The sequence below is a fragment of the Aminobacterium sp. genome (genome assembly GCF_034926885.1).
Classification (GTDB): Bacteria; Synergistota; Synergistia; order Synergistales; family Aminobacteriaceae; genus Aminobacterium.
In genome coordinates this window covers 1-25,611 of record NZ_JAYFQR010000016.1, presented here as the reverse complement: position 1 = coordinate 25,611, position 25,611 = coordinate 1, and the positions used below count along the sequence as shown (strand labels likewise).

The following is a 25,611-nucleotide window of genomic DNA, read 5'->3' as shown; positions in this document are numbered from 1 at the left end:
ATGTTCTCTGTAGATTTAAATAGCGACTTGGGTGAAAGTTTTGGAACATATGTTTTAGGGCACGATAGAGATGTTATGAAAAGCATCAGTTCTGCTAATATCGCCTGCGGGTTCCATGCTGGAGACCCTCAAGTTATGTTAAAAACAGTAGAAGAAGCCGTTAATAGTAACGTTGCGGTAGGAGCTCATCCGGGATATCCAGATCTTATGGGATTTGGGCGAAGAAATATGGCGTGTTCTGCAGATGAGGTGTATGCCTATTGCCTATATCAGGTAGGAGCTATTCAGGCTGCCTGCAAAGCACGCAGGGCTTCCTTGCAACACGTAAAACCTCATGGAGCTATGTATAATCAGGCTGCTAAGGATTTGTCTTTAGCTGAAGCGATTGCTCAGGCAGTAAAAGATGCAGGCGATGATCTTATTCTGCTGGGGTTGGCAAACTCATCCTTTGAAAAGGCTGCTAACAAACTAGATGTACCCTTTGCAATTGAAGCTTTTGCTGACAGAGCATATCAGGCGGATGGTTCACTAGTTCCTCGCAAACAACCGGGAGCTGTTATTCATGATATAGAGATAGCTGCGAAACGTGTTATTAAGATGGTAACAGAAGGTGCTATAGAAGCTATAGATGGAACAACTATTCACCTGAGGCCTCATTCTATATGCCTTCATGGTGATACACCAAGTGCTGTTGCAATGGCCGCATCTATAAGGGAAACTCTTCTTAAAGAGGGGATTGCTATTCGAAGTATTAGGGAGGTGTTGAGAGCATGAAAGGATCGGCGTTTTCAGAATACTCTCCGCAGCAAGTTCGAGAAATAATACGAAAAGGCGATTATGACCTTCCTACCCCTGGAATGGCAAAAGGTCATGTACAAGCTAATCTTGTAGTATTGCCTAAAGATTGGGCATACGATTTTTTGGTTTTTGCCCAGCGAAATCCCAAACCTTGTCCTGTGTTAGACGTGACGGAGCCTGGAGATCCAGAACCTAAAATAGTTGCTCCAGGTGCAGATATAAGAACAGATATTCCCAAATATCGAGTCTGGATAGATGGTCAATGTGTTGATGAACCTAAAGATATTCTTAAATATTGGCGAGATGATTTTGTCGCCTTTCTTCTAGGTTGTTCTTTTACCTTTGAAAGCGCTTTGCTTGACGCCAAAATTCCAGTGCGACATATAGAAAAAGGTTCTAATGTCCCCATGTATATTACAAATATTCAGTGCAAGCCTGCTGGACGTTTATCTGGACCTATGGTAGTCAGTATGCGTCCCATTCCTTACAATCAGGTGTCCACCGCTGTCCTGTCGACAGGCCGATTCCCGGCAGTACATGGAGCGCCTATTCATATTGGCAATCCAGAAGCTATTGGAATTAAAAATGTCAATTCTCCGGACTTTGGAGATGCTGTTCCGATTTACGATAATGAAGTGCCTGTATTTTGGGCTTGTGGTGTTACTCCTCAAGCAGCACTTATGGCGAGTAAACCTCCTTTGGCTATTACCCATGCTCCTGGGCATATGTTTGTGGCAGATCCAAAGGATTCATCATATGCGGTGTTTTAAAGAAAGATTATAGGAGAAAAGTGAGCGGAGCTGCGTTGTAGCGATGCAACTCCGCTTTTTGGTTTTACATTTTCTGGGCTATATCGGTCAGATCAAGTTCCTTAAGTTTTTCTTTTGTTGGAATACCTTGCTTGTCCCATCCTTTTACAGTGTAGATAAGATCAAGAAGGCGTTCTTGATCAACAACTTGTCCTTTGCCTGGTCCTTCTTCCGCTGATTCTTGGCTAAAGCGTTCAGGAAGGTAGTCATCTTTTCGTGTAAATCCTTCTCGGATGTTAAAGAGCCTTTCTAAATTAATAACGCGTTCACTGACTTTGAACAGATCAGCGTAGGTATAGCTTAATCCAGTGGCATTGCTAAAAAGTTCTGCCCACCGTTTCCCCTTTATAGCGAGGGTTATGCTTGCAAAAAGGCAAACTCCTAGAAGATTTGTGGACATAGATAATTCTTCTAATGGCTTAACCCAATCTTTGTTTTCTTCGCTGAGAGGATTCACTTGTTCTTTAACTCCTAACTCTTCTTCTACATATCCAAACGCGTCTATCGTAGCTCCATAAGGTCTAAGGTGATCTGCACCACGAGGAGAAATCATGTGAGAGAGAGCTTCTGCCTTGCTTGCTCTTACGCCGTCGGCGGCCATTTCTTGTCCTTTTACGTGCATTACATATTTTATGGCCTCTCCTCCGAGGGTCTGAGCTGCGCGCAATGAGCCTTCTCCTAACAAGGTTGCAAAATCACCCTGTCGATACGCTATTCGTTCTACGAGTTTGACTATAGATTCACTATTCCCCCATGTTAAATCAAGACCGTCTGTGGCTTCCTTATTGATAATTCCCTTTTCATACCATTCCATGGCAGTAGCTATGACTTGACCTGCAGATATAACGTCAAGACCAAGATTATTCGAAATATAATTTGCAGCTGTAATAGAGTGTAAGTCAGTATTGCCGAGTTTTTGTCCGTAAGCTGCTACTGTTTCGTATTCGGGGCCACTTCCCGAGAGCCCCTTATATTTCCCCTCTGGAATAGTTGTTTTACGAACGCAGCCAATGGGGCAGTTATAGCAACGATCTTGTTGGACGTCTAGCTTTTCATGATACGCTTGATGTCCTAGATATTGATTGAAATCTGTTGTTGTATGTTGCCAGTTATAGGCAGGAACAAGTCCAAGATCGTTCATGGCATCAAAGAAGGAAGGAGTACCAAATTTCATCATTTCTTCTCTTACAAAAGCTTCATTATGTAAATCCTGTATTGCTTCTTTTACATTTTCATTAAATCTTTCTGGGTTATGAGGGGTGAGGAGAAGAGAAGAACCATATACGGCTATGGCCTTAAGATTTTTACTCCCCATTACAGCTCCGCCCCCACCTCGTCCAGCTGCATGGTCACGTCCCATCATAACCGTTGCATAGCGAACCTTTTTTTCTCCAGCAATTCCGATACTTGTCACTTCTGCTTTTGAGTTATCGATCTCTTCTCGTATCAAACGCTCTGTCTCATGTGTGTCTCGTCCCCATAATTTTTCAGCAGAATAAAGATGAATTTCTTCGTCATTAATAAATATATATGTGGGTTTTTGAGCACAACCATGAATAACGAGCATGTCATAACCAGCTCTTTTAAGTTGAGGCGCCCAGGCCCCACCTGCATTTGATGCACTAATTGTTCCTGTCAGAGGAGATTTAAACATGACAACAGTACGCCCCGAACAGGGGGCTTTTGTGTCTGTGAGAGGACCACAAATAAAGAGTAATTTATTGTCTTTTGAAAGGGGGTCGATTCGTGATTTTAGGTTTTCCGCGAGATAAAGTGTTCCGAAACCTTCTCCGCCAATATAATTTTTGATCCAGTTTTCAGGAAGATCGTCAATCCAGTGTTTGCTATTGGTCAGGTCAATGTTCAAAATTTTACCCGTGTAAACATTAAACACTTTACATCCCTCCCTGGATAGGTTTTCCTTTCCAAGAATGGGAGGCATGGCCGTTTCCAGCTATACCCTGACGGTTGGTGGCCATCTCAATAAAGAGGAAGGTCATACAACTCGGAAAACGTTATTTAATATTTTAAATTTTCTTACATTACCATAATATCAGCAGAGAAGAATAATTTAAAGGGTTGCCTAATAGGCAGCCCTTTAAAAATAAGATGAAGGAGTTTAGGTTTGAATTTTATTTATGAAAAACTTTACGAGTATCTTCTTTAAGAAATTTTTGTATTTCAAATTCATAACCGCCTGGTCCTTTGAAAAAGAAGCATTCAACAGGGAAATCTTTAGGGCGTTGAATAGCGGTTTCTAATTGTATGTTGTAATTTTTTAATCGTTCATACCATACTTGCAAGTTGTCTGTAACGAGAGTTATGAGCACTGCATTTTTATTTAGAGCTTTACAGTGACCAGTTTTTTCATCTACGATTCCTATAAAAGCCCCTGTAGAAAGTCGGTATAAACGGGCTGTTCCTTGATCATCTACAAGCTCAAGGTTCAAAGCCTCTTCAAAAAAAGGGATAGCTTCATTCAAATTTTTAAAATATAAGAAGGTTATTTGGGAATCAAATTTTTTTTTATTTTCCATGACGGAGAACCTTTCCAGGTCGATTTCCTGTAAACCCTTGTTTATTTACAACTAGGGTTCCATTTATAAAAACTGCATCAATACCTGTGGGGTAAGCTGTTGGGTTCTCGTACGTAGAGCAATCACTTATTGTTTTGGGATCAAAAATAACGAGATCTGCCCAATAACCTTCTTTTATGGTTCCTCTATCATGAATTCCAAGAATAGAGGCTGGATAGGAAGTAACCTTGCGTATAGCTTCTTGAAGCGTAAGCCGTTTTTCCTCGAGAGCGAAAGATTTCAGATATCGAGGATATGTCCCGTAGAGCCTTGGATGGGGTTTCCCTCCGAATATTCCATCTGTTCCAACTGTCCCGTGTGGGTGAGTAATAACTTTTTCTAGGACGTTTTCAGAACCATAGAAACTTATCATAGTTACAGCAAGCTTTTCTTCTGCGAGAAGGTCCATAACCATATCGATGGGATCTTTTTTAAGAGTGTCTGCTATTTCTTGGCAGCTTTTGCCTTCCATCCATTTGTTGTCAGGAATTTGTACTGCTGTAACAATAATATTTTCCCAACCTACTGAGATTTGTCTATTGTGCCAAACATCTAATCCCTTGGTAAAATCTTGATGAATTTTTTCTCGAAAATCTTGCTTTTTAAGGTTGCGAACCAAAGCTTCGGTTCCTTCATTAAAAGTCCAATTTGGAAGGACGGCTGTTAAAACTGTGCAACCTGCTAAGTAAGGATATCTATCCCAAGATATGCGCAAACCTCTATCTATAAGGTGATCTGCTTTTTCTAAAACCTCATCTATGATTGGCCAATTTACCTTTCCATAAGCTTGTAAGTGTGAAACTTGGAGTGCGACTCCCGATTCCTGTGTTATGCGTGTTACCTCATCAAAGGAACGTGAGAGATAAAAACCTTCGTCTCTTTGATGTACTACATATATTCCGTCGAAAGCGGCAACTTCTTTGTTCAGTTCTATAAGTTCCTCCGTATCTGCAAAGGGACAAGGCGGGTAAATAAGGCCAGACGATAAGCCAAAAGCGCCTTCTTCCATACTTTCGCGAACAATAGATTTCATGCTGCTAAGTTCGGATGCTGTTGGTTGACGTTCATCCATTCCCATAGCTGCAATTCGTACTGGTCCTTGGCATAAAAGTACGGCCATATTGTTATATGGAGCTGCTTTTTCTATGGCATTTAGATAGCTTCCAAAACTGTTCCATGTCCATTTTGATTCAGATAGGATTCCGTCAAGACCTGCAAGAAGTTCTCTGATAGTGGAAATACTTGTGTCATTTATTGGGGCAGGACCAAGACCATCTTGTCCTAAAACTTCAGTCGTAATTCCTTGGCGTATTTTAGCGTCCGATGGAGAATCAGAAAAAATCTGTAAATCAGAATGACTGTGCATGTCGATAAAACCAGGGCATACAATGTGACCATTAGCATCTATAATTTCTTTGGCTTCCGAGGGCAGTTTAGAAAGATATTCTTCTTTTATAAGAACAATTTTCCCATTCAATATTCCGACCTCACCTTTGTACGGTTTTTTGCCTGTGCCATCAACTATTAATGCATTTCGTATAATGGTATCTAACAACGATGTCACCTCCACGTAGAAGGACCAAAAAGACCTTTTTTGCTTGTTTTAGAATGTGTTTTTACATGAGTTTCTGCTAAGCGTATCGCATAGGGAATTCCGTCTATAACAGGTACACCTATGCGTTGAGAAAGTTCTGTATCTAATCCAGAAAGAGCAGCGCATCCGAGAGTTATTACCTCTGCGCCATCTTCTTCTATGGCTTTAAGAGCAGCAGGTGCTATTTTGTCTGCCAAGCTTCCTTTAATCGAATCGTCCATAACACGAACAGATGCACAACGATATCCAAAACCAAGATTGTGAATCATCCGCTGTTTCATTGGTAGAGACCGTTGCGACATTTGAATAACGGAAAATTTATGGCCCAATGTCATAGCTGCCAACATTGAGGCTTCTCCAATGCCTACAACAGGTTTTGTCGTGCATTCTCTGAGAATATGAATGTTTACGTCACAAGTACAACAAAGAACGATAGCGTCAATTTGCGATTCGTTTTCTTTTACGATTTTTAATAATCCAGGACCGCACATAATTTCATCAATGAAATCTTCTATTAAGGGCGGGGCATCAAAAACTGCTTTACATATTATTTCTGTGCCCAAAGAGGCTATTTTTATTGCTGATTGATAAATCAATTGGGTAAATTTTTCATCAGAATTAGGATTGATCGCTAATATCCTCATTTCTATTTCATGCCTCCTGACTATTTTGCTGCAATATCCATTTTGTAATAATGCCCATAGCCTGGCTTTACCTGTATTTTGCCGTCTATAAACACTGTTTTACCTCGTATGATAGTGCGTTTTATTTGTCCTTTGAATTTTTTGTTTTTATAAGGACTCCACTTATTGAGGTAGAAAAGCTTACTATCATCTTGCACCCATTCTTTAAGAGGGTCAAAAAGAATAAGGTCTGCATCGTATCCTATCTGGATATCACCTTTTGCATAACCTAATCCAAATCGTCTAGCTGGCTGTGTGGCGCAAAGTTTAACTAGTTGAGTCCAAGAGAGTCCTCTTTTTCGTCCCTCTGTAGCAACGACAGGTAAGAGTGTCTGGACACCTGTACATCCTTCTGATACGGTCCAGAAATTATTATTTTGAGGAGTTTTTTTCTCAAAAGAATGTGGAGAATGGTCTGAAACAATCATGTCAATAGTGCCATTTAAAACCATTTCCCAAAGTCGTTCTACATTTTCACGAGACCTGACGGGAGGATCACATTTTAATAAAGCACCATCTCGAATGAGATCTTCTTCATCTAGAGCGAGATATTGAGGACAAGTTTCGGCTGTTATATTGGTTATGCCGTGTCCTCGAGCTTCTCTTAGTGCTTCGGCTCCACTTGCAATACTGAGATGGCATATATGTGTTTTGCAATTAGGAACAAGGGAAGAGAGGAAGATAAATCTCTTTACTGCTTCTAACTCTGAATATTCAGGGTGAGACTCTAAATAAGCTTGTGCGTCATCACGGCCAGATAGCAGAAAATCATCAACTAACTCTTGTATAAGAGTGTCGTTCTCTGCATGTGCACAAACCATTCCACCTAACTGGCCTATTTTTTTCATTCCTTTGAGAAGTAAGCCATCGTAAGTCATAGGGTAGTTTGAACATCTACAGGTGAAAATCTTATAACATTGAGCTCCAGCTTCAAAAGTGGCCTCTATATCGTTCATATGATGGGGAATAATTCCACTATACAAAGAGAAATCAACAACAACTTGAGGAAAAGCAGATTTTTTCTTTTCTTCAAGAGCATCAACTGTTACAGTACTAGGTTCAGAGAGAGGCATATCAACTATAGTCGTTATTCCTCCTGCTGCTGCGGCTTTAGTTACACATTCAAAATTTTCTCTTTCAGGCGTTCCATGACCGCAATGAACATGTGTATCAACAAGACCAGGCATAACGAGGTGATCTTGGGCATCGATATATTCAGATGCTGAAATGGTAGATTCGCTTGAGAGAATAGCTGCTATTTTCCCGTCTTTGACAGCTATCTTGCCTTTATATTCGCCTTGTGATGTTACTAGTGTTCCATTTTCTATAACGAGATCGTACATTCCACGAACACCTCCAAGTTATTTACCCATGAGAAGATTCGGAAGCCATAGTGAAATTTGAGGGAAAGCTATCAACAGAATCAGTACTACGATGTCACACAGACAGAAAGGCCAAATTCCCTTAAAAATTTGTTCTAGTGTTACTCCTTTTCCGGCAACTGCTTTTGCCATATAAACATTAAGCCCTACGGGTGGGGTTATTGCTGCTATTTCACTGAGCTTAAGGACGATAACGCCAAACCATATGGGATCATATCCGAGAGAGATTATGATGGGCATAAGTATTGGAAGGGTTAGAGCATAGATGCCTATTTCAACCATAATCATTCCAAGGAAGAAATAAATAAGTAAAATTCCGAGTAAGATAACAAATCTAGGAACATCCCAATTTTGAACAAATAGCGCCATGTTTTGAGGAATATCCGTAAGAGCAAATATTCTTGAAAACAGGAGCGCCCCTACATTTATGATAAACATCATAGCTGTAGTATTGGCAGAATCTCTCAAAGGATCTCTCAAATCTTTTATATGAGTAATACTTTTTTTAAGAACTCCCGTAACAAGTGTTACTAAACAACCTGCTGCTGCAGCTTCTGTCGGGCTGAAAACTCCTGAGTACATTCCTATGAAAACTACTCCTACAACAAGGAGAATTGGCAAGAGATTTTTGAATGCATCGCTTTTTTCTTTCATGGTAAGTTTCGCTTTGTTTATTTCGAGGGGGGCCAGTTCAGGATGTTTTTTGACGCGATAAATAATTGATACAGAGTAAACGAAGGCAGTAAGTATACCTGGAATTACGCCTGCAGCAAATAACCTTGCTATAGATTGTTCAGTAAAAAGAGCGAAAATAATAAAATTAATACTTGGAGGGATCATATTAGCAAAAGTACCAGCAGAAGCTACACATGCAATCGAAAAACTTCTATCATATTTGTATCGATCCATTTCTGGCAGAACAAGTTTTCCGAAAATAGCAGTATTAGCTAATGAAGAACCGGATATTGCTCCAAATATAGCAGAGCCAAAACACGTAGCAATTGCTAACGCTCCTGGCCATCGGCGAGTAAGTTTATATACACCATCGTAAATATAAGTTCCGAATCCTGCGATAGTTGCAAAGGCTCCCATCAGAATAAAAAGGGGAATGGAGCACCAGCTTGGGGCAGCAATACAGTGGTACATAGTTTGTCCCAGAATAGAAAGGGCAGAGCCTAAACCCCCTAACAAAAACATTGATGTAATAAAACTTACTAAAATAAAAGCAAGTCCAATGGATAAACCAAATCCCATGGCCGTTAGTAGAAAAACTATAGAAAACAATCCTAAAGTAGTAGGCTCCATATTTTAGTCACCTCAATTTACAAATTAAGCATTCGTATGGTCTAGTTCGTGAGGAGTATCAACAATAAAATCTGTGCTTTTAATTTTCTTATAATCTTCGATAACACAGGTTGCTAATTGAAGCCAATATATGATTAAACCTATTACCATAATCCATTTTACTGGCCAAAGGGGCATGGGAACTATTCCTGTAACGGATGCTTTTTTTATAAAAGCCCGAAGGGCGTCTCTATATACAGCTAAGAGACAAATGTTTATGATAATCCACTCTATACAGTGAGTGACAAAACGCATTTTGTTTTTTATTCTTGGTGATACTCTGTCTGTGATAACTTCTAGTCGAACGTGTTGGTCGTTTTCCTCTGTATGAGCTAGCCCGAGGTATATTAGAATGACCATGGCGAAAACAGCAAGTTGCAATAACCCTTGTATAGGTTTATTAATTTCTCGTGTAATTATATTAATGAGGAAAAGTAACATCATGATGGTCATAAGTAGTCCACCTAATTCAGCAAGCATTGCATTAAGTTGTTTTAAAAAATTCTTCATTTTTAAGAAACTCCCTTTCTTTCCCCCATAAACTATTGAAGAAGGGGAAGAAACAAAAAACTTCCCCTTCCTTTTTTATTTTTCTTTTGCGATTCCTTCTTCAATAATGGATTTTAGCTGTTCCAACATTTCAGAAGAATTATCTACGCCGTCTGTTGACAATTCTTTTGTGAAAACTTTTCGTAATTCGATGAGGCATGTTTCATCTGCCCAGTTATCCACATCTTCCGTGGAATAGAAATTTACAGTACAGCCAGCTTCTTTTTCTGCTTCTACAATGCGGTTGAATTCTGCTTCATACATTTCTGCAAACGCTCTTTCGGTATTCTCACTTGCTCTGAGAATTCCTTCCTGAATATCTTTAGGTAAAGAATCCCATTTTTTCTTATTTACACAGTAAAACATTGGTTGCGACCAACCGATTGCTTTTCCTGTGAGTATATTTTTAGCTGGTTCATCAAATTTCTGCCGATGCATTCCATCATAATTAGAAACGATTCCATCAACAGTTCCTGTTTCCAATGCCATGTAGCAATCTCCCCACGGAATAGAAACAGCAATAGCTTTTTGATTTTCTAGCAGTTTTAAATTCCAGCGATCTCCTGCTCTCCATTTTTTACCTGAAATGTCTTTAAGAGAGGTTATTGGATAGCGAGCCATATAGGCCATAGGAAGGCCATTTTCCATTAGGAGTATTTTGATTCCAGCTTCTTCTAATTCTCTTTTGAATTCTGGAATTCTTTCTATACTTTCTTTATATATCCAACGAATGTTTTCCCATTGTTCCGGCCCTTTGGGAAAAAGCCAAAATGCTCCAAAAAGAGGAAGTTGTTTAGGATAAAAATCAGGATAAATTGCAGCTATGTCAACAATACCCTCTGAAAGAGCATTCAATTCTTCCTCAGCATTAAAGAGGACACCACCCCAGTAAGCCTTTATTTTTGCCTTGCTATTGGTTTCTTTTTCTATTTGATCAAACCAGTATTCCCCAATCTTTCCTTTAAGGCCACCGCAAACGTCATGGTCAGATAGCTTTAATTCAATTGCAGCTTGTGCTGAATTAATAAATGGTGCGGAAAAGAATATAACAGCGACTAAAGTTACGAGAAAAACTTTCAGGATCTTTTTCATTGTGTGCCCTCCCTTTTATTTTCTCTCATCAGCTATGCTTTTCACGCTTTACATTGAACTCTAATTCTTATTGTTTCCACTATTCACCACCTTTTCTATTATTTTTTATGACAATGAAAATGTAACAGCTGCCTGTGAATGAAGATAAGTACTATCAAAAAGAGGAATCAGGGTATCTTTTTGCTTAAGAAGCAATGGAATTTCTGTACATCCTAAAATAATTCCTTCCGCTCCTTGTTGAACCAATTTGTTTATAATCTTCAAAAATTCTTCTCTTGATTTAGGATTTATCTTTCCTACACCAAGTTCATTTTCAATAGTGTCCATAATGAATTTTCTTTCTTCTGAGGTAGGGATAATAGAATGGATGCCATATTTCTGAAGATGTTCTTTATAGAAAGGGAGTTCCATAGTAAAAGTGGAACCGAGAAGTCCAACAGTATTAACATGTTTGTCTATAATTTCTTTAGCTACAACATCAATAATATTTATAAGATGAGCTTTAGTTAGCGCCTTTGAGACGTCTTGTGCTACCTTGTGGAGTGTATTGCAACAAATAAGGATGCAGTCAGCGCCACTGTTTTCTAGTTTTAATGCCATATTTGTCATTTCGTTAGTTATTTCTTCCCATTGTCCTTTTCCCATAAATTGGTTAATAGGATCAAAATCGAAACTCCCAATCAACATAGACGCGGAGTGTCTTCTTCCCATTTTTTCATGTGTCATTCCGTTAATAATTTTGTAATACTCACTAGTTGATTCCCATGTTAATCCCCCAAGAAGCCCAATTGTTTTCACGGTAGATCACCTCATTAAATATATGTCGAACTCTAAAAAGGCGAGCAAGGTTTTATATTTTTTATGATCTGAATTGCATAATAATATTATTTGTTATTGACATTATATATCACGTGTTATTGTTAATGTCAAAAATATTTTGCATTTTACATATTTTCAATATTAAAAAAATATGGGAGAAGAAATCTTCTCCCATATCCACATAATCTAAGTTAAAAAGTTATTCTTCAGTATCTTTCTTTGTTTGAAAAACTAGGGAATTCATTGTTCGTTTTTCTGCATTTTGAAGGTGAGATTTGACTCTTTGTTCTACAAGGTCTGGATTATGCGTTTTTAATGCATCTACGATTGAGAGATGTTCGTAAGTTACAGGAACAATAATTTCTTCAGGGAATGGACCTTCTTCAGCAAAGTAGCGAATCCTTCTTGCATTTATGCTCAGGTTGTTAAGAGAGTTGATAATGAGGTAGTTAGCCGTATATTTTGATAAAAGGGCATGAATAGCTAAGTCCGACTTTTTATACAATTCAAAGTCGCTTGGATGTTCGAGTACTATTTTTAAAGTGTTTTCTATAGAGTCTAGTTCAGCATCAGAGCAATGGCTTGCAGTGTCTCTTGATGTATGAGCTTCAAGAAGTCTGCGAAATTCCCATGTATATTGGGCCAAATTTTTGCTTATTTGTGTAACAATAGCACCTTTGTTTCTTTCGATGGATACAAGCCCAACACCCTCTAAACGAAGTAGCGCTTCCCGAACAGGAGTGGTACTTACTCCAAATTCACTTGCTAATTTGTCAATCTGCATGAGTTCGCCTGGTTTATACTCGTTGCTAACGATTTTTTCTTTAAGAGTTTCAAAAACTTGGTCTCCAAGTGATTGAAAGACTTTTACGCCCATGCTCTTCATCCTTCCTATTTAATTTCACTACGTGAACTATCCAATACTTTCGTCTTTTTTAGCGGCAATGTCAAGTGCAAAGAAATAAAGAATGCAAAGTGTTTTAAATATTATCTGTAAAGTATGTAATATATTTGACATTAAGCATTTTACATGATATGAATATTCCGGAAATTAAAAGCTTAAAAATAGGTATAGCGGTAAAAACAAGGTGAAAGGAGCTTTGTCTATGGGAACTTTTGATAAAAACAAGGAAGGCAGAGTTTTATCCGGTGTTCACTTCATGTTAGGCAATTACGCCTGCGTAGAAGGAGCCTTGGCTGCAGGATGTAATTTCTTTGCCGGATACCCAATTACTCCGGCCAATGAAATTTCAGAGAGAATGTCACGACGTTTGCCTGTTTTAGGGGGACATTTTCTTCAAGGAGAAGATGAGTTGTGTTCTATTTACGCTATATCAGGAGCGTCGCTGGCAGGTGCCAAAGCTATGACAGCAACGGCAAGTGCCGGTTACAATTATATGCAAGAAGGAATTGGCTATGCTATTGCTGTTGAAGCTCCTATTGTTATTGTTGATGTTCAACGTTGTCGAGGAGAGAATTTTGCGACGCAAGCTGACGTTATGCAAATGAGATGGGGAGTTAGCGGCGATCACGAAATGATTGTTTTAGCCCCTTCTTCTGTACAAGAGCTTTTTGATTATACTGTTCGAGCTTTTAATTTAGCTGAGGAGTATCGTACTCCTGTAGTGGTTATGTCTGAAACAACTATTGCTTTGATGAGAGAACGGCTTTCTATTCCTGCTCTATCAGAGATTCCCATAGTACATCGGAAAAAAACAACCTCTTCCCCTGAAGAATTCATGCCTTTTAAAGCCGACCCTTTTGGTGTTCCTGATTTTGCTGAACTTGGAGAAGGGTATCATACGATCTACTCTCTGAATCCCCATGATGAAAGTGGAAGCATAGATTGGGATCCCGATGTTTTTGAAAAACTATATAAAAGAATAACGGGGAAAATTTGGGAAAACAGACATGTCATATCTACGACGCAAGAATTTGGCATGGGTGATGCAGACATAGCTCTTATAGCTTATGGAAGTGAAGTAAGGCCGTGTCTTGATGCAATGGACCTTGCACGTGATAAGGGAATAAAAGTAGGAGTTCTTAAACTTGATGCAGTTTGGCCTGTTCCAGAGGAAGCAATACGGGAAGTTGCCAAAAACGTAGGTGTTGTTATTTCTGTTGAGATGAATATGGGCAAGTATGCAAGAGAAATAGAGCGAGTATGTGGAGGGCTCTGTAAGACAATAAGAGCTACTCGTAATAGGGGACTTATTCATTCTCCGCAAGAAATATTGGCAGCCATAGAGGAGGTCAGGGCATAATGCGAAAAAATCCTTTGCGAAAATACGTTCGAGAAGAGAAATTACCTCATATGTTCTGCCCAGGTTGTGGATGTGGTCAGATATTAAATACTTTTTTACAAGTAGTTGACGAGCTTGAAATTGATTTAGATTCCATGGTTGCCATAGGCGGAGTAGGATGCACTGCTCGTATTCCAGTCTATATTAAATCAGATGTATTGCATGGTGTACATGGAAGGACTCTAGCATGGGCTACTGGGATAAAACTTCATAAACCTCAGACAAGGATTGTTATATTTGCAGGAGATGGTGACGCTGCGGCAATAGGTGGTAATCATTTCCTTCAGGCAGCACGGCGAAATCTTGACGTTACGATGATTGTTGTCAATAACTTTAATTTTGCTATGACAGGCGGGCAAGTTGCACCTATGACCCCTCCTGCGGCTATCACAATGACAACTCCTTATGGGAGTGGGGAACCTCCTTTCGATTTATGTAAAGTAGCAGAAGCTGCTGGAGCAAGTTATGTTGCTCGAGCAGCGACCCCTTTCCAGCCTCTTATGAATAAATTAATGAAAGTGGCTCTTCTACATGAAGGTTTTTCGGTTCTTGAAATTTTGTCACAATGTCCAACTCACTTTGGACGTTATGCCTTGAATACAGGACAACCCCAAAAAGTTTTTGATTGGGTTCGATCTATATGTGTTACTTCTAAACAAACAGAAAGTATGAGTTCAGAAGAACTGAAAGGTAAAACTATCTTGGGAGAATTCGTTAATAAAAAACGTCCCATTTTTGAAGGGAGTTCTGTATATCGAGAGGGGGGGCAGGCATGAAGCCTTTAAGCATTCGTCTATGTGGCTATGGTGGCCAGGGGATTATTCTTTCGGCCATTATTCTTGGTGAAGCTGCTGTTACCAAGCGAGGACTCTATGCAGTGCAAACACAATCCTATGGATCAGAAGCACGAGGAGGGCAGTGCCAGTCTGAATTGATTATCTCTGATAGTCCGATTCGGACTCCCATTCAAGAAAAAAATGATGTTCTGGTTGCGCTTTTTCAAACAGCTTTTCAAACATATATCACAGGGCTCAAAACTGATGGTTTGCTTATTGTCGATAGTGAGCTTGTTCCAGATCTTTCTAAAGTTAGTTCACAAATCACTGTTTATAAGATTCCGGCAACGGAGATTGCGATTGGTTTAGGCAATAAGATGGCAGCCAATATGGTGGTACTCGGATATCTTCAGACGAAAACAAATCTGTTTACGAAAGAGCAACTGCTAGAAGTAGTACAAGATAACATAAAACCTCGTTTTTGGGATTTGAATAAAAAAGCTGTAGAAGCTGGCGTTCAATTTGCTCTAAATTCGGAGGAATAGAATAATGAAGCTCTATGAATTTCAGGGAAAAGAACTTTTTGTACGCTGTGGTATCCCTGTTCCACAAAGAATCCTTGTCCGTTCTATCGAGGAGATAGAATCTCTGAATGCTCCCTTAGTTTTAAAATCTCAGATTCTTTCTGGTGGACGTGGAAAAGCTGGGGGCGTAGTCGTATGTAATGATAATGTTTCATTACAACAAGAAGGTCGAAGATTATTGGGTGCTGATCTTAAGGGAGAAAAGGTAACGGCTCTTCTAGCGGAAGAGAAGATTGATATTTTGCAAGAATTTTATCTTTCTTTTGTCGTCGATGGAGAGTTAAAGCGGCCTCTTATTGTTGCAAGTGCAGCAGGAGGGATGGAAATAGAAAAAATTGCTGAGGAAGCTCCCCAGAAAATTATTAAGTTGCCATTTGATCCCCTGGTTGGCCCTTCTGATTATCATTTCCGTAAGGTTGCTTCTTTCCTGAAGCTTGATGATGGAATCAAGACATTGCGTAAAGTTTTACAGGCGATGTATGCCTTGTTTAAGGAATATGATGCAAGTCTGATAGAAATCAATCCTCTTGTTAAAACTCCTTCCGGTCTCGTTGCTCTCGATTCAAAAATCAATCTTGATGATGACGCAAAATATAGGCAAAAAGGGACTTTTCAAGAACTTCTCGAACAACAAAAAATGCTAGCAGATGACAAAAATACAAAAAAGGATGAGGGAACGATTACATATGTTTCTCTCGATGGCAATATCGGACTTATTTCAGATGGAGCTGGAACAGGAATGCTTTCTCTAGACCTTATTCGTGATTTTGGTGGAGACGCTGCAGATTTTTGTGAGATGGGAGGAATAACGAGTCCTGAAGTTATGTACAAAGCTATGGAGACTGTTTTTACACGATCAGAAACAGAAATTAAAAGTTTGTTAGTAGTGCTCATTGGTGGTTTTAACAGAATGGATGAAATGGCAGAAGGAATTATTCAATATCTAAAGGATCATACTGTTTCTATTCCGTTTTTTGTTAGATTATGCGGAACAATGGAAGAAGAAGGCAGAAAAATGATGAGAGACTCGGGCCTTCCTGTTTTTGATGACCTTGAGCAAGCAGTTGTTTGTGCAGTCAAGGCAGCGGAGGAAATATGACATGTCTATTCTTGTTAATGCCGAGACAAGGGTTCTTATTCAAGGAATTACTGGTCGTTCTGGAGCGCTTCAGACTCAAACACTTATTGACTACGGTACCCGTGTGGTAGCAGGAGTTACTCCTGGTAAAGGTGGTTTGACTGTTTACGATGTGCCTGTCTTTGATTTTGTGGAAGAGGCTGTTTTGACATGTGGTGTGGATGCAGCTATTAGTTTTGTTCCTCCTGCTTTTGCTAAAGATGCAGCTTTTGAAATTATAGATAGTACAATTCCACTGCTTGTTCTCACAATGGAGGGAATTCCTCAAAAGGATGTTCTTGAAATTTTAAGTTATGCTTCTGCCCACAACACTAAAGTGATAGGTCCTGGAGCTGCTGGCTTAATAGCTCCAGGGAAGTGCAAATTGGGGGCACATCCAGCTCGCATGTTTAAAGAAGGATATGTGGGGGTAGTTTCCAAGAGCGGCGCTCTTTCTTACGAAATGGGTAAAACATTGACTGAGGCTGGTATTGGGCAATCTACTGTTGTGGCTTTAGGCGGAGGACCTATTTGGGGAATGAATCAAAAAGATATAGTTGAGCTTTTTCAAGAAGATCCAGAAACAGAAATAATACTGCTCTTGGGAGAGATTGGCGGAACAACTGAGATAAAAGCAGCAGAATTTATTGCAAAACATGTAACAAAACCTGTGGTTTCTCTTATTGTGGGGCGGTCAGCTCCTGTCGGTAAATCTTTGGGTCACGTTGGCGCAATTATAAGAGGAAACAAAGGTACAGCTGCTTCTAAAATAGAATCTCTCGAAAAATCCGGAGTGCATATTGCTCGAAGTCCCAGAGAAGTTGTTGAGATTATACGTACATTGAGGTGAAATTTATGACCATACATATTGATAAAGATTTATGTAAAGGATGTGGACTTTGTGCCAATGCTTGTCCCGTTAACGTTTATGAAATTACGGGAGAAACAAATCGTAAAGGTTTTGCTGTTGTAACAGCCCTTCATGCAGAAAGGTGCGTCGGATGCAAAGTATGCGAAAAAACGTGTCCTGATTTAGCTTTATTTATTGAAGTATAGATGGAGGGTAAACTTATGGCACGCAAAGTTTTATCAAATCTTGTCTCTGGAATTAAACCATCACCTACGGAAGAGACGTCTTTTTTGGCCAATAGTCTTAAACGTAAGGGTATAGATATTATTAGTTTTGCTCAAGGTGAACCAGATTTTGATACTCCAGATTATATAAAAAAAGCTGCAATCAAAGCTATTGATGAAGGTTTCACAAAATATACAGATGTTCCAGGAATTTGGGAACTTCGTGAAGCCGTGGTAGAAAAACTAAAACGTCGAAATAATCTTGACTACGACGTGAACGAAATTCTTGTTGGAAATGGTGGTAAACAACTTCTTTATGAAGCTTTTGCGACGTTATGTGATCCAGGAGATGAAGTGATAATTCCCACCCCTTGTTACGTAAGTTATGTAGATCAAATACGGCTTACTGGTGCTCGTCCTGTCTTTATGCCGACACGGGAAGAAAACAAATTTCGACCTTGTCTGGAAGAGGTAAAAAAAGTTTGGAACCCCAAAGTTAAAGTTTTTGTGCTTAATTCTCCGTGTAATCCTACAGGAGCTGTCTTTGAAGAAAAAGAGATGAGGAAAATAATGGATTTTCTCATTGCAAGAGGAACATTTGTTGTCACAGACGAAGTTTACGAATATTTGTTATATAACGGGACTGAACATACAAGCCCTGCTTCTTTGGATAAGAAGTATCGACCTTGGTGTGTTCTCGTTAATAGCGTTTCAAAAACATATGCAATGACTGGTTGGCGAGTAGGATACGCAGCTGGTCCAAAAGAGATTATAAAGGGAATGAACTCTCTTCAGGGACATCTTACTGGAAATGTTAATTCTATAGCTCAAAAAGCTGTTGTGGAAGCGCTTTCTGGCCCGCAAAACGACATTGATTTTATGGTTGAGAAATATGCAGAACGTAAGGATTATATTGTAAGCAGAATAAACTCTATCGAAGGGTTATCATGTGTTAATCCTGATGGAGCTTTTTATATCTTTGCCAATGTAAAAAAAATGTTTGGAAAATGTTTTCAGGGTGAAAAAATAGAAAACGATCGAGATGTGGCTAAATTTTTCCTCAATGCGGCACATGTTGCAGTTGTTCCTGGTGTAGCCTTTGGCTATGAAGGGTATGTACGTTTTGTTTTTGCTAAATCTCTAGAAACAATACGAGAAGGCCTCGATAGAATAGAAGAAGCCATGTTTCACCTTGAGTAGCTGACGAACCACTCAAAAACATCAGGACGGGGCAATCATTTCGTCCTGATGTTTTTAATGTGCAAATTGATATCCTTTATGGATATTTATAATATCTCGAAGAATAGATGCAGCTGCAGGAATAGTTCCAGAGGCACCACCTATGAGTGTTAAATCACCAAGACTATCAGTCTTGTAACAAACAGCTTTATTTGTTCCATTTACGTTATAGAGGGGATGGTCAGAATTCAGAGCCTCAACTTTTACACTCAGTGAAAGATCTGAACATCCTCCTAGTGTTTTGCCTATAAGTTTGAGGCGCTTTCCTTCTTGGCGTGCATTATCTATATCTTTAAATGAAACCTTCGTTATTCCTTCTACACTAACATCTTTTAATTTGTACTCCTTACACATAAGAATATTTGTAAGAATAACAAGCTTTGTAGCCGTGTCCCAGCCCTCTACATCAAGAGATGGATCTGTTTCTGCTATACCCATTTCTTGGGCATGAGCAAGAGCCTCGTCATAGGTGCAGTTTCTTTCTTGCATTTCACTTAAAATATAATTACTAGTGCCATTCAAAATTCCTTCTATAGATAAAATCTTTGCTCCGGCAAGGTCGATACACCCAGCGTAAATAGTGGGCAAAGCCCCTCCTGTGGTGCATCCTACTCCAAATTGAACGTAATTTTGTGCAGCTAGAGCATTTAATTCTTTATAAGCGAGCAAGACTGGTCCTTTATTTGCTGTTACAACATGAATGCTTCTCTGAAGAGCTCTTTTTATGTGAGTTAGCCCAGGTTCTCCAGTAAGATTGTTGGTTGGGGTTACTTCTATGAGCAGGTCTACATCGCGTCTGGCAATAAGGCTTTCAAAAGTTTCTTCTTTTGTCCCTTCTGCAGGAAAATCTTCGAGTGCACTTCCGTTATTTACATGTTCAAGAAGACACTCGAGGTTTATTCCAGAAGGATTGTAAATACCTTCTTTACTTTTTATTACTGACTTAAGAGTAAGCGTCAATCCAATGCTGTTTAAGAAATTTTTCTTTTTAATTAAAAGTTCAACAAAAGCTTTTCCGACGCCTCCAAAGCCCACGAGAGCTGCACGCATGATAAACCTCCGAAACTTTTAATTTACCTTTTTAAGATTAACATAAAAAGATGAAATTTTCTTTATGCCATTTTAAAATAATGATTGAACAATTTTTTATTTTTAAACTATAATGTATTAATGCAATGAGGACAGAGAAAGGAGGAAAAGTAATGCGGCAAAGAATAAGACCAATGAACCCGTATATAGCAGGTAGTTTAGCAGGCGTTTTGTCTGTTGTTTCTACGTGGTTGACTGGGAAGTATTTCGGAGCCTCTACTTCTTTCGTTCGTTCTACAGGGTTTGTAGAAAAAGTATTTGCCTCTGAGCATTTTCTGAAAGTTGCGTATCTTGTGAAGTATGCTCCCAAGATAGATTGGCAACTTATGTTTATTGTAGGTATTTTTTTAGGGGCTCTTATGAGTTCTTTTATTTCTGGAACGTTCAGAATTCAGTTGACACCTGATTCTTGGGAAGATCGTTTTGGCGTACGCATTTTTCCTCGGGCAGTAACGGCTTTTATAGGTGGAGTAATTGCCATGTTTGGGGCACGACTTGCCGATGGCTGACCGAGTGGACACGGACTGAGCGGTTCGCTTCAGTTAGCAGTAAGTGGTTTGATAGCTCTTGTTTGTTTCTTTGGGGCAGGCATGATTGTTGCTCGTATTCTTTACGGGAAGGGGGAGTAGTGGATGAAACCCGATCTTATTTTCGGACTTGTAACAGGAATTATCTTCGGTATTTTGCTTCAAAAGTCTGAAGTAATTCGTTACGATAAACAGCTTGGGGCTCTTCGACTGCTCGACTTCACCATTCTTAAATTTATGCTCTCTACAATTGTTGTGGCAATGATTGGCACATACTTCCTTTTAGATCTCAATATGGTGAAACTATCGATAAAACCTACTATTCTTGGAGGGGTTATTCCAGGAGGTATTTTCTTCGGCATTGGTTGGGGATTGTTGGGATATTGCCCGGGAACTGCTATGGGAGCATTAGGAGAAGGGCGTCTTGATGCATTTTGGGGCATCTTAGGAATGTTGGTAGGAGCAGCTTTATATGCAGAAACATTTCCTTTTATGGAGCGTACTCTTTTGACGTGGGGCAATTTGGGAAAGATTACCCTTCCTCAAATACTTGGAGTGAATCACTGGGTTGTTATTACTATATTTGTTTTAAGTGCACTTTTATTTTTCCATTGGAGTGAAAGACGAGGATTATAAAGGGTAAAATGAAGTGTTATGAATTAAAAAAAGGAGGAAATATTCTTGATTGGAGCTGTAGCTGGAGACATTATAGGATCAATTTATGAGTGGAGTCCTACAAAAAATTATAACTTTGAACTTTTTAATAGAAAATCTTGTTTTACAGACGATACAGTTCTAACGATCGCTACGGCCGAGGCTCTTTTAGAAAAAGGTACAGAAGCAAATAGGAAAGATTTTTCGAGAGCATATATGAAATGGGGAAGAAAATATCCACATGCAGGTTATGGGGGACGTTTCAGGGAATGGCTGCGATATGGTGATCCTTCTATTGTTATTGATAGTTTTGGTAATGGCTCAGCTATGCGTGTTAGTCCCGTAGCCTGGGTTTCTGACGATATTGATATCGTTTTAAAACTAGCTCAAGAGAGTGCCGCTATAACCCATAGTCATCCAGAAGGCATTAAAGGGGCTCAGGCTGTTGCTGCAGCCATTTATATGGCACGGTATGGTGAAAATAAAGAATCTATTCGTTTAAACCTAGAGCGCATGTTTGGTTACGATCTAAGTCGAAAAATTATAGATATAAAAGCTACATACACATTTAATGTAACATGCCAGGGCTCTGTTCCAGAAGCCATAATTGCATTTTTGGAAGCAAATAGTTATGAAGATGCTGTTCGTTTAGCAGTTTCTTTAGGTGGGGATACCGATACACAGGCCTGTATGGCAGGATCAATGGCAGAAGCTGTGTGGCCTGTTCCTCAGGAAATAAAAGAAAGGAGTCAACGAATCTTGACGCAAGAGTTGTATCAAATTATTAATGAATTTGAAAAAAAGCATTGACATAAGTGCCTGTACCCTGTATGGTATTAAGTATAGTGTTTATGTAGAGTATAAGAGGTGATTTTTATGTCTATGCTGCTCGTTCTGACAAGTTTTTTAGTTATGATTTTGCTGAGTATGATGGTAGGGCAAGCTCAAAAGTTATAAGAGAGATTTTTGAACCGGGTCAATAAAGACCCGGTTTTTATATATTAAGGTGGACAAATCCCATTTTTATAATTGTAAGTGAAAGTATAGAAATAGTAACCCACAAAGTTACAGCTTTTAATAAAGCCCCTTTGCCAATTTTATGCAATTCTTCCCTTGTTAAGCCTGCACCTACAAAAAAAAGTGTTCCTACCATAAGTTTTTTCCCACATATAGCAAGGATATTCCAACTTTCTTCCATATGAGGAAGAAGCGACCGTACGAGTGCTGCCAGAAGAAAACCAAAGAGAAACCAAGGAATGGTTGCCTTGTTTTTGCTTCTATTAAGTTTCGTGGCAATGAATGAAAGGGGAAGAATCCAAAGAGCACGAGTTAGTTTAATTGTTGTTCCAATAGCTAAGGCTTGAGCTCCATAAATAGCAGAAGCTCCTACAACACTACTTGTGTCATGAATAGCAAGTGCTGCCCAAATACCGAAATCTGTTTGGGATAAATTCATAAGATGTCCAGCATACGGAAAGACTAAAAGAGCGACACCATTAAGAAGAAACACAACAGCCATCGCAACTGCTGTTTGACCTTGGGACGCTCCAATGGCAGAAGACATCGCGGCTATGGCGCTGCCTCCGCAAATAGCAGTTCCACTGCTTATGAGAAAAGAAGTATCCCTTTCGACTTTGTAAAGCTTTCCGAATAGCCATCCCAAGAGCATTGTTGTTGTAATGCTAAGGAACGTAATGCCAAGAGATGTATAACCTACCTTAAGAATAACACGAAGATGTAAGCCAAAGCCGAAAAGAATCACCGCAAATTGTAATAAGTATTTCGCAAGTTTTCCTGTGAGTTGTTTCAATGGATTTCCACAGGTCAGAGCAATAATGCTTCCGACACACAGAGCAAGAGCAGGAGAATGCGAGACTAGTGAGAGAAATATTCCCAAGATAATCCAAAAGAATGGTGATTGAAGAATTAACATAATAACGATAGCTCCTTTATATTTCAAATTGATGTCTCAACACTATAGTTTGAATTGATTATTGATTCCAGCTTATAATTATGATATTTTCTATCAATAAAATTGATAGATAGGGGAGTTTCTTATGGATTCTGTGACTCTCAGGCAACTTGAAATTTTTGTTTCAGTAGCAAAAAGTGAAAGTATGACGAAGGCAGCAAAAAATCTATATATTAGTCAGTCAGCAGCGAGCATGGCTCTGAGAGAGTTTGAAGAAATTTTAGGTGGTTCTGTTTTTTATAGAGTAGGGAGAGGGTTATCTTTAAATGATAGAGGACGGTTTCTGCTTCCCAAGGCAGAATATATTCTGGCCCTGATGAAAGATTTTATGGATGTTGCCAACAACGATAAAGAAAATCTGATGGGGGAACTTAAAATTGGCTGTAGTACGACTATTGGTAATTATTTTTTCCCCACTCGTTTAAAACAGTTTTGTGATGAACATCCGTTGGTAAAAATTAGTTTGAATGTAGGAAACACGCGAGAGATAGCCGATCTTCTTTCCGAGGGCGTTTTGGATATCGGGCTGGTAGAAGGACTTGTGGCACAAAGAGATATAGAAGAGGAAGAGTGGGTAAAAGATGAATTGGTGATTATAGCTTCTCCTGAACATCCTTTTGCTTGCAGAAAATTTGTTCCTATGCAAGAAATGCAGGAAGAACCATGGGTGTTACGAGAAAGGGGTTCTGGAACACTGAGTACGTTTGAAGCGGTTCTTTCACGTAAAAATTTAAGTTTTCACCATGTGCAGGAGATAGGTCATACTGAAGCGATTAAGAGAGTTGTAGAAGCAGGAATGGGCATGAGTTGTCTCTCAAAACTAGCTGTTGAGAAAGAGTTACTTGAGGGACATCTCGCAGAAATACATACTGATGAATGTATCTCTCGTTGGTTTAGAATAATTACTTTGCCAGAACAGTATAGAAGCAGATTATTTCTCTATATGTTGCGTTGGTTACGTTCATTAGCTTCTTCTATAAACTAATAAAGAGGGAAGCGACGTACTCTTACTGTATGTCGCTTCCCTCACTTTCACTCGATGAGAGGAAGTATAGTATCCATATCTTTATCACCTCTGCCTGAGAGGTTAACGAGCACAGTTTGATCTTTTGAAAGAGTAGGAAGTAATTTAAAAGCATATGCGAGAGCATGTGAACTTTCAAGAGCAGGAATAATCCCTTCTTTTCTAGAGAGAAGTTTAAAGGCATTTATTGCTTCCTGATCTGTTACTGATGTATAAGATACACGACCGCTATCTTTTAAATATGCATGCTCTGGCCCTACTCCGGGATAGTCCAATCCTGCGGAGATAGAGTAAACTTCTGCGGGTTCTCCCTGATCATCCGAAAGAACATAGCTTTTAAAGCCATGAATGACACTGGGGTGTCCAGCTGAGAGTGTGGCTGCATGTTCTCCTGTAGCCAAGCCTTTCCCTGCAGGTTCTACTCCTACGATTTTTACTTCCCGATCGTTTAGGAAACCAGCGAAAAGGCCAATGGCGTTACTTCCTCCACCTACACAAGCTACAGCGTAATCGGGCAGATTTTGTTCACGTTCAATAAATTGAGAGCGAGCTTCTTTGCCAATAATACTCTGAAAATCGCGAACGATAGTTGGATAGGGATGGGGGCCGACAGCGGACCCTAAAAGGTAAAAGGTTTCCGGATTTTCAGCAAAGGCTTTTAGTGCTGCATCGACAGCTTCTTTTAATGCTTTTTGTCCGTCTTCAACAGCAATTACTTCTGTTCCCAGAACTTTCATTCGAGCTACATTAGGTGCCTGTCTTGCAACGTCAAGAGCACCCATGTAGACGGTGCATTTCATACCCATTAATGCTGCTACGGTGGCACTTGCTGTTCCATGCATGCCTGCACCTGTTTCAGCTATGAGTTCCGTTTTGCCCATTCTTTTTGCGAGGAGTGCTTGTCCTATGGCGTTATTAATTTTATGAGCACCGGTATGGTTTAAGTCTTCGCGCTTAAGGAAGAGACGTCCGCCACCAAAATAGTGAGAAATATTCTTACATTCTGTAAGAGCAGAAGGCCTGCCAACGTATTCTTTGAGAAGGCTCATAAATTCCTCTTTAAAAGAGGGGTCGCTTTTTGCTTCATCGTAAGCCTTTTCCAGTTCATCAAGGCGGATCTGTAGTGCTTGAGGTACAAAACTTCCTCCGTATTCTCCAAAATATCCTTTTTTCCCCTTTGTAGTCATGAGTATTTCCTCCTTGTATTTTTTAGTTTGAATAAAAAAAGGGTTTCCCTCGCTTATGGAGAGAAACCCTTTTTCTTTACGTTGAATTAAAATTAAAGAAAAAGGGCTGCGGTTTGGCCCCGCAGCCCTAAAAATACAGGTAAAATCTGCGGCGGCGCTATCTGCGCCACCACCAGAACATTGTTATTGTATTTGTACATGTGAGATAATCAGCGTAATTTTTCATATAGTTACTCTAGCAATAGAAGCAGTATTCTGTCAAGATGCATAACTAACCTATTTGTAGATGGGCCAGAGTTTCGTTCCGTTTACTTAGGTAAAGTGAAAGAGATAATGAAAAAGGCGGGCACCTCTCCTTTATACTGGTGTTGCTCAAACAACCAAAATAAAGGATATAGGAGGTAAACCCGCCATGACAT

At 39.4% G+C, this 25,611-nt stretch carries 26 protein-coding genes and 1 riboswitch; of the genes, 13 read left to right on the top strand and 13 right to left on the bottom strand.

Features of this window, described 5'->3' with window-relative positions; translation table 11 throughout:
- Both VB083_RS07135 and VB083_RS07130 read left to right on the top strand, forming a co-directional pair.
- Entirely contained in the window at positions 1-774 is a 774-nt protein-coding gene (locus VB083_RS07135; protein WP_323401905.1) for a 5-oxoprolinase subunit PxpA, read from the top strand.
- Positions 771-1,568: a putative hydro-lyase gene (locus tag VB083_RS07130; protein WP_213699847.1), complete on the top strand. Its 798-nt coding sequence runs from the start codon at positions 771-773 to the stop codon at positions 1,566-1,568. Before VB083_RS07135 ends, VB083_RS07130 begins: the two co-directional genes overlap by 4 nt.
- Positions 1,569-1,632: 64 nt before the next feature.
- Here VB083_RS07130 and VB083_RS07125 read toward each other — a convergent pair whose 3' ends face one another.
- The 10 genes from VB083_RS07125 to VB083_RS07080 form a co-directional block, all read right to left on the bottom strand.
- The gene (locus VB083_RS07125) at positions 1,633-3,501 is read right to left on the bottom strand and encodes an aldehyde ferredoxin oxidoreductase family protein (protein ID WP_213699694.1); all 1,869 of its coding nucleotides are present in this window, start codon (positions 3,499-3,501) and stop codon (positions 1,633-1,635) included.
- A gap of 8 nt (positions 3,502-3,509) precedes the next feature.
- Positions 3,510-3,630, bottom strand: a riboswitch (molybdenum cofactor riboswitch).
- Between the two features lie 109 nt (positions 3,631-3,739).
- On the bottom strand, positions 3,740-4,144 hold the full coding sequence (locus VB083_RS07120; protein ID WP_213701150.1) for a VOC family protein: 405 nt from the start codon (positions 4,142-4,144) through the stop codon (positions 3,740-3,742).
- A complete protein-coding gene (locus VB083_RS07115; RefSeq protein ID WP_213691180.1) occupies positions 4,134-5,738 on the bottom strand; it encodes an N-acyl-D-amino-acid deacylase family protein in 1,605 nt (534 codons plus the stop codon). The genes VB083_RS07120 and VB083_RS07115 overlap by 11 nt, the downstream gene beginning before the upstream one ends.
- 5 nt (positions 5,739-5,743) lie before the next feature.
- The gene (locus tag VB083_RS07110) at positions 5,744-6,421 is read right to left on the bottom strand and encodes an aspartate/glutamate racemase family protein (RefSeq protein ID WP_213691179.1); all 678 of its coding nucleotides are present in this window, start codon (positions 6,419-6,421) and stop codon (positions 5,744-5,746) included.
- A 20-nt stretch (positions 6,422-6,441) separates the two neighbouring features.
- The gene (gene allB / locus VB083_RS07105) at positions 6,442-7,803 is read right to left on the bottom strand and encodes an allantoinase AllB (RefSeq protein ID WP_213691178.1); all 1,362 of its coding nucleotides are present in this window, start codon (positions 7,801-7,803) and stop codon (positions 6,442-6,444) included.
- Between the two features lie 18 nt (positions 7,804-7,821).
- Positions 7,822-9,147 carry a TRAP transporter large permease gene (locus tag VB083_RS07100; protein ID WP_213691177.1) on the bottom strand — a complete coding sequence of 442 codons (1,326 nt, stop codon included), beginning with the start codon at positions 9,145-9,147 and terminating at the stop codon, positions 7,822-7,824.
- A 24-nt stretch (positions 9,148-9,171) separates the two neighbouring features.
- Positions 9,172-9,696, bottom strand: a complete 525-nt coding sequence (locus VB083_RS07095) for a TRAP transporter small permease subunit (RefSeq protein ID WP_213691176.1) — start codon at positions 9,694-9,696, stop codon at positions 9,172-9,174.
- Between the two features lie 75 nt (positions 9,697-9,771).
- Positions 9,772-10,827 carry a TRAP transporter substrate-binding protein gene (locus tag VB083_RS07090; protein WP_213691175.1) on the bottom strand — a complete coding sequence of 352 codons (1,056 nt, stop codon included), beginning with the start codon at positions 10,825-10,827 and terminating at the stop codon, positions 9,772-9,774.
- A 105-nt stretch (positions 10,828-10,932) separates the two neighbouring features.
- Complete coding sequence (locus VB083_RS07085) at positions 10,933-11,625, bottom strand: aspartate/glutamate racemase family protein (protein WP_213691174.1); 693 nt, start codon at positions 11,623-11,625, stop codon at positions 10,933-10,935.
- Between the two features lie 220 nt (positions 11,626-11,845).
- Positions 11,846-12,523: a GntR family transcriptional regulator gene (locus VB083_RS07080; protein ID WP_213691173.1), complete on the bottom strand. Its 678-nt coding sequence runs from the start codon at positions 12,521-12,523 to the stop codon at positions 11,846-11,848.
- Positions 12,524-12,752: 229 nt separating this feature from the next.
- Here VB083_RS07080 and VB083_RS07075 point away from each other — a divergent pair, with 229 nt between their 5' ends.
- Genes VB083_RS07075 through VB083_RS07045 form a run of 7 tightly spaced genes read left to right on the top strand, consistent with a single transcriptional unit; the run spans position 12,753 to position 18,700 of the window.
- A complete protein-coding gene (locus VB083_RS07075) occupies positions 12,753-13,910 on the top strand; it encodes a 2-oxoacid:acceptor oxidoreductase subunit alpha (protein WP_213691172.1) in 1,158 nt (385 codons plus the stop codon).
- Positions 13,910-14,725 (top strand): thiamine pyrophosphate-dependent enzyme, encoded by an 816-nt coding sequence (locus VB083_RS07070; protein ID WP_213691171.1) that lies wholly within the window; start codon positions 13,910-13,912, stop codon positions 14,723-14,725. The genes VB083_RS07075 and VB083_RS07070 overlap by 1 nt, the downstream gene beginning before the upstream one ends.
- Positions 14,722-15,270: a 2-oxoacid:acceptor oxidoreductase family protein gene (locus tag VB083_RS07065; protein WP_213691170.1), complete on the top strand. Its 549-nt coding sequence runs from the start codon at positions 14,722-14,724 to the stop codon at positions 15,268-15,270. Before VB083_RS07070 ends, VB083_RS07065 begins: the two co-directional genes overlap by 4 nt.
- 4 nt (positions 15,271-15,274) lie before the next feature.
- A complete protein-coding gene (locus VB083_RS07060) occupies positions 15,275-16,408 on the top strand; it encodes a succinate--CoA ligase subunit beta (RefSeq protein ID WP_213691169.1) in 1,134 nt (377 codons plus the stop codon).
- Between the two features lies 1 nt (position 16,409).
- Complete coding sequence (gene sucD / locus VB083_RS07055) at positions 16,410-17,276, top strand: succinate--CoA ligase subunit alpha (protein WP_323401904.1); 867 nt, start codon at positions 16,410-16,412, stop codon at positions 17,274-17,276.
- A 5-nt stretch (positions 17,277-17,281) separates the two neighbouring features.
- On the top strand, positions 17,282-17,482 hold the full coding sequence (locus VB083_RS07050) for a 4Fe-4S dicluster domain-containing protein (RefSeq protein WP_213691167.1): 201 nt from the start codon (positions 17,282-17,284) through the stop codon (positions 17,480-17,482).
- A 15-nt stretch (positions 17,483-17,497) separates the two neighbouring features.
- Positions 17,498-18,700, top strand: a complete 1,203-nt coding sequence (locus VB083_RS07045; RefSeq protein WP_213691166.1) for a pyridoxal phosphate-dependent aminotransferase — start codon at positions 17,498-17,500, stop codon at positions 18,698-18,700.
- A 54-nt stretch (positions 18,701-18,754) separates the two neighbouring features.
- Here VB083_RS07045 and VB083_RS07040 read toward each other — a convergent pair whose 3' ends face one another.
- Positions 18,755-19,789: a homoserine dehydrogenase gene (locus VB083_RS07040; protein ID WP_213691165.1), complete on the bottom strand. Its 1,035-nt coding sequence runs from the start codon at positions 19,787-19,789 to the stop codon at positions 18,755-18,757.
- A 152-nt stretch (positions 19,790-19,941) separates the two neighbouring features.
- On the opposite strand from VB083_RS07040, the gene VB083_RS07035 reads away from it, so the two are divergent.
- The 3 genes from VB083_RS07035 to VB083_RS07025 are packed head-to-tail and all read left to right on the top strand — an operon-like array spanning position 19,942 to position 21,819.
- A complete protein-coding gene (locus VB083_RS07035) occupies positions 19,942-20,457 on the top strand; it encodes a YeeE/YedE thiosulfate transporter family protein (RefSeq protein WP_213691164.1) in 516 nt (171 codons plus the stop codon).
- Positions 20,458-20,460: 3 nt separating this feature from the next.
- Complete coding sequence (locus tag VB083_RS07030) at positions 20,461-20,991, top strand: DUF6691 family protein (protein WP_213695324.1); 531 nt, start codon at positions 20,461-20,463, stop codon at positions 20,989-20,991.
- Between the two features lie 45 nt (positions 20,992-21,036).
- On the top strand, positions 21,037-21,819 hold the full coding sequence (locus tag VB083_RS07025) for an ADP-ribosylglycohydrolase family protein (RefSeq protein WP_213691162.1): 783 nt from the start codon (positions 21,037-21,039) through the stop codon (positions 21,817-21,819).
- 184 nt (positions 21,820-22,003) lie between these two features.
- Here the strand turns inward: VB083_RS07025 and VB083_RS07020 are convergent, their stop codons facing one another.
- A complete protein-coding gene (locus VB083_RS07020; RefSeq protein ID WP_323401903.1) occupies positions 22,004-22,942 on the bottom strand; it encodes a YeiH family protein in 939 nt (312 codons plus the stop codon).
- Between the two features lie 124 nt (positions 22,943-23,066).
- Here VB083_RS07020 and VB083_RS07015 point away from each other — a divergent pair, with 124 nt between their 5' ends.
- Complete coding sequence (locus VB083_RS07015) at positions 23,067-23,966, top strand: LysR family transcriptional regulator (protein ID WP_213699692.1); 900 nt, start codon at positions 23,067-23,069, stop codon at positions 23,964-23,966.
- Between the two features lie 47 nt (positions 23,967-24,013).
- Here the strand turns inward: VB083_RS07015 and trpB are convergent, their stop codons facing one another.
- The gene (gene trpB / locus VB083_RS07010) at positions 24,014-25,192 is read right to left on the bottom strand and encodes a tryptophan synthase subunit beta (protein ID WP_213695321.1); all 1,179 of its coding nucleotides are present in this window, start codon (positions 25,190-25,192) and stop codon (positions 24,014-24,016) included.
- Positions 25,193-25,611 lie beyond the last annotated feature (419 nt).

Excerpts from the sequence above, each read along its gene's own strand:
- allB (WP_213691178.1), bottom strand. The coding sequence starts at position 7,803 with ATGTACGATCTCGTTATAGAAAATGGAACACTAGTAACATCACAAGGC.
- VB083_RS07120 (WP_213701150.1), bottom strand. The coding sequence starts at position 4,144 with ATGGAAAATAAAAAAAAATTTGATTCCCAAATAACCTTCTTATATTTT.
- VB083_RS07050 (WP_213691167.1), top strand. The coding sequence starts at position 17,282 with ATGACCATACATATTGATAAAGATTTATGTAAAGGATGTGGACTTTGT.
- VB083_RS07080 (WP_213691173.1), bottom strand. The coding sequence starts at position 12,523 with ATGGGCGTAAAAGTCTTTCAATCACTTGGAGACCAAGTTTTTGAAACT.
- VB083_RS07090 (WP_213691175.1), bottom strand. The coding sequence starts at position 10,827 with ATGAAAAAGATCCTGAAAGTTTTTCTCGTAACTTTAGTCGCTGTTATA.
- VB083_RS07130 (WP_213699847.1), top strand. The coding sequence starts at position 771 with ATGAAAGGATCGGCGTTTTCAGAATACTCTCCGCAGCAAGTTCGAGAA.
- VB083_RS07075 (WP_213691172.1), top strand. The coding sequence starts at position 12,753 with ATGGGAACTTTTGATAAAAACAAGGAAGGCAGAGTTTTATCCGGTGTT.
- VB083_RS07030 (WP_213695324.1), top strand. The coding sequence starts at position 20,461 with ATGAAACCCGATCTTATTTTCGGACTTGTAACAGGAATTATCTTCGGT.
- sucD (WP_323401904.1), top strand. The coding sequence starts at position 16,410 with ATGTCTATTCTTGTTAATGCCGAGACAAGGGTTCTTATTCAAGGAATT.
- VB083_RS07060 (WP_213691169.1), top strand. The coding sequence starts at position 15,275 with ATGAAGCTCTATGAATTTCAGGGAAAAGAACTTTTTGTACGCTGTGGT.
- VB083_RS07110 (WP_213691179.1), bottom strand. The coding sequence starts at position 6,421 with ATGAGGATATTAGCGATCAATCCTAATTCTGATGAAAAATTTACCCAA.
- VB083_RS07070 (WP_213691171.1), top strand. The coding sequence starts at position 13,910 with ATGCGAAAAAATCCTTTGCGAAAATACGTTCGAGAAGAGAAATTACCT.
- VB083_RS07100 (WP_213691177.1), bottom strand. The coding sequence starts at position 9,147 with ATGGAGCCTACTACTTTAGGATTGTTTTCTATAGTTTTTCTACTAACG.
- VB083_RS07065 (WP_213691170.1), top strand. The coding sequence starts at position 14,722 with ATGAAGCCTTTAAGCATTCGTCTATGTGGCTATGGTGGCCAGGGGATT.
- VB083_RS07015 (WP_213699692.1), top strand. The coding sequence starts at position 23,067 with ATGGATTCTGTGACTCTCAGGCAACTTGAAATTTTTGTTTCAGTAGCA.
- VB083_RS07045 (WP_213691166.1), top strand. The coding sequence starts at position 17,498 with ATGGCACGCAAAGTTTTATCAAATCTTGTCTCTGGAATTAAACCATCA.
- trpB (WP_213695321.1), bottom strand. The coding sequence starts at position 25,192 with ATGACTACAAAGGGGAAAAAAGGATATTTTGGAGAATACGGAGGAAGT.
- VB083_RS07020 (WP_323401903.1), bottom strand. The coding sequence starts at position 22,942 with ATGTTAATTCTTCAATCACCATTCTTTTGGATTATCTTGGGAATATTT.
- VB083_RS07095 (WP_213691176.1), bottom strand. The coding sequence starts at position 9,696 with ATGAAGAATTTTTTAAAACAACTTAATGCAATGCTTGCTGAATTAGGT.
- VB083_RS07040 (WP_213691165.1), bottom strand. The coding sequence starts at position 19,789 with ATGCGTGCAGCTCTCGTGGGCTTTGGAGGCGTCGGAAAAGCTTTTGTT.
- VB083_RS07135 (WP_323401905.1), top strand. The coding sequence starts at position 1 with ATGTTCTCTGTAGATTTAAATAGCGACTTGGGTGAAAGTTTTGGAACA.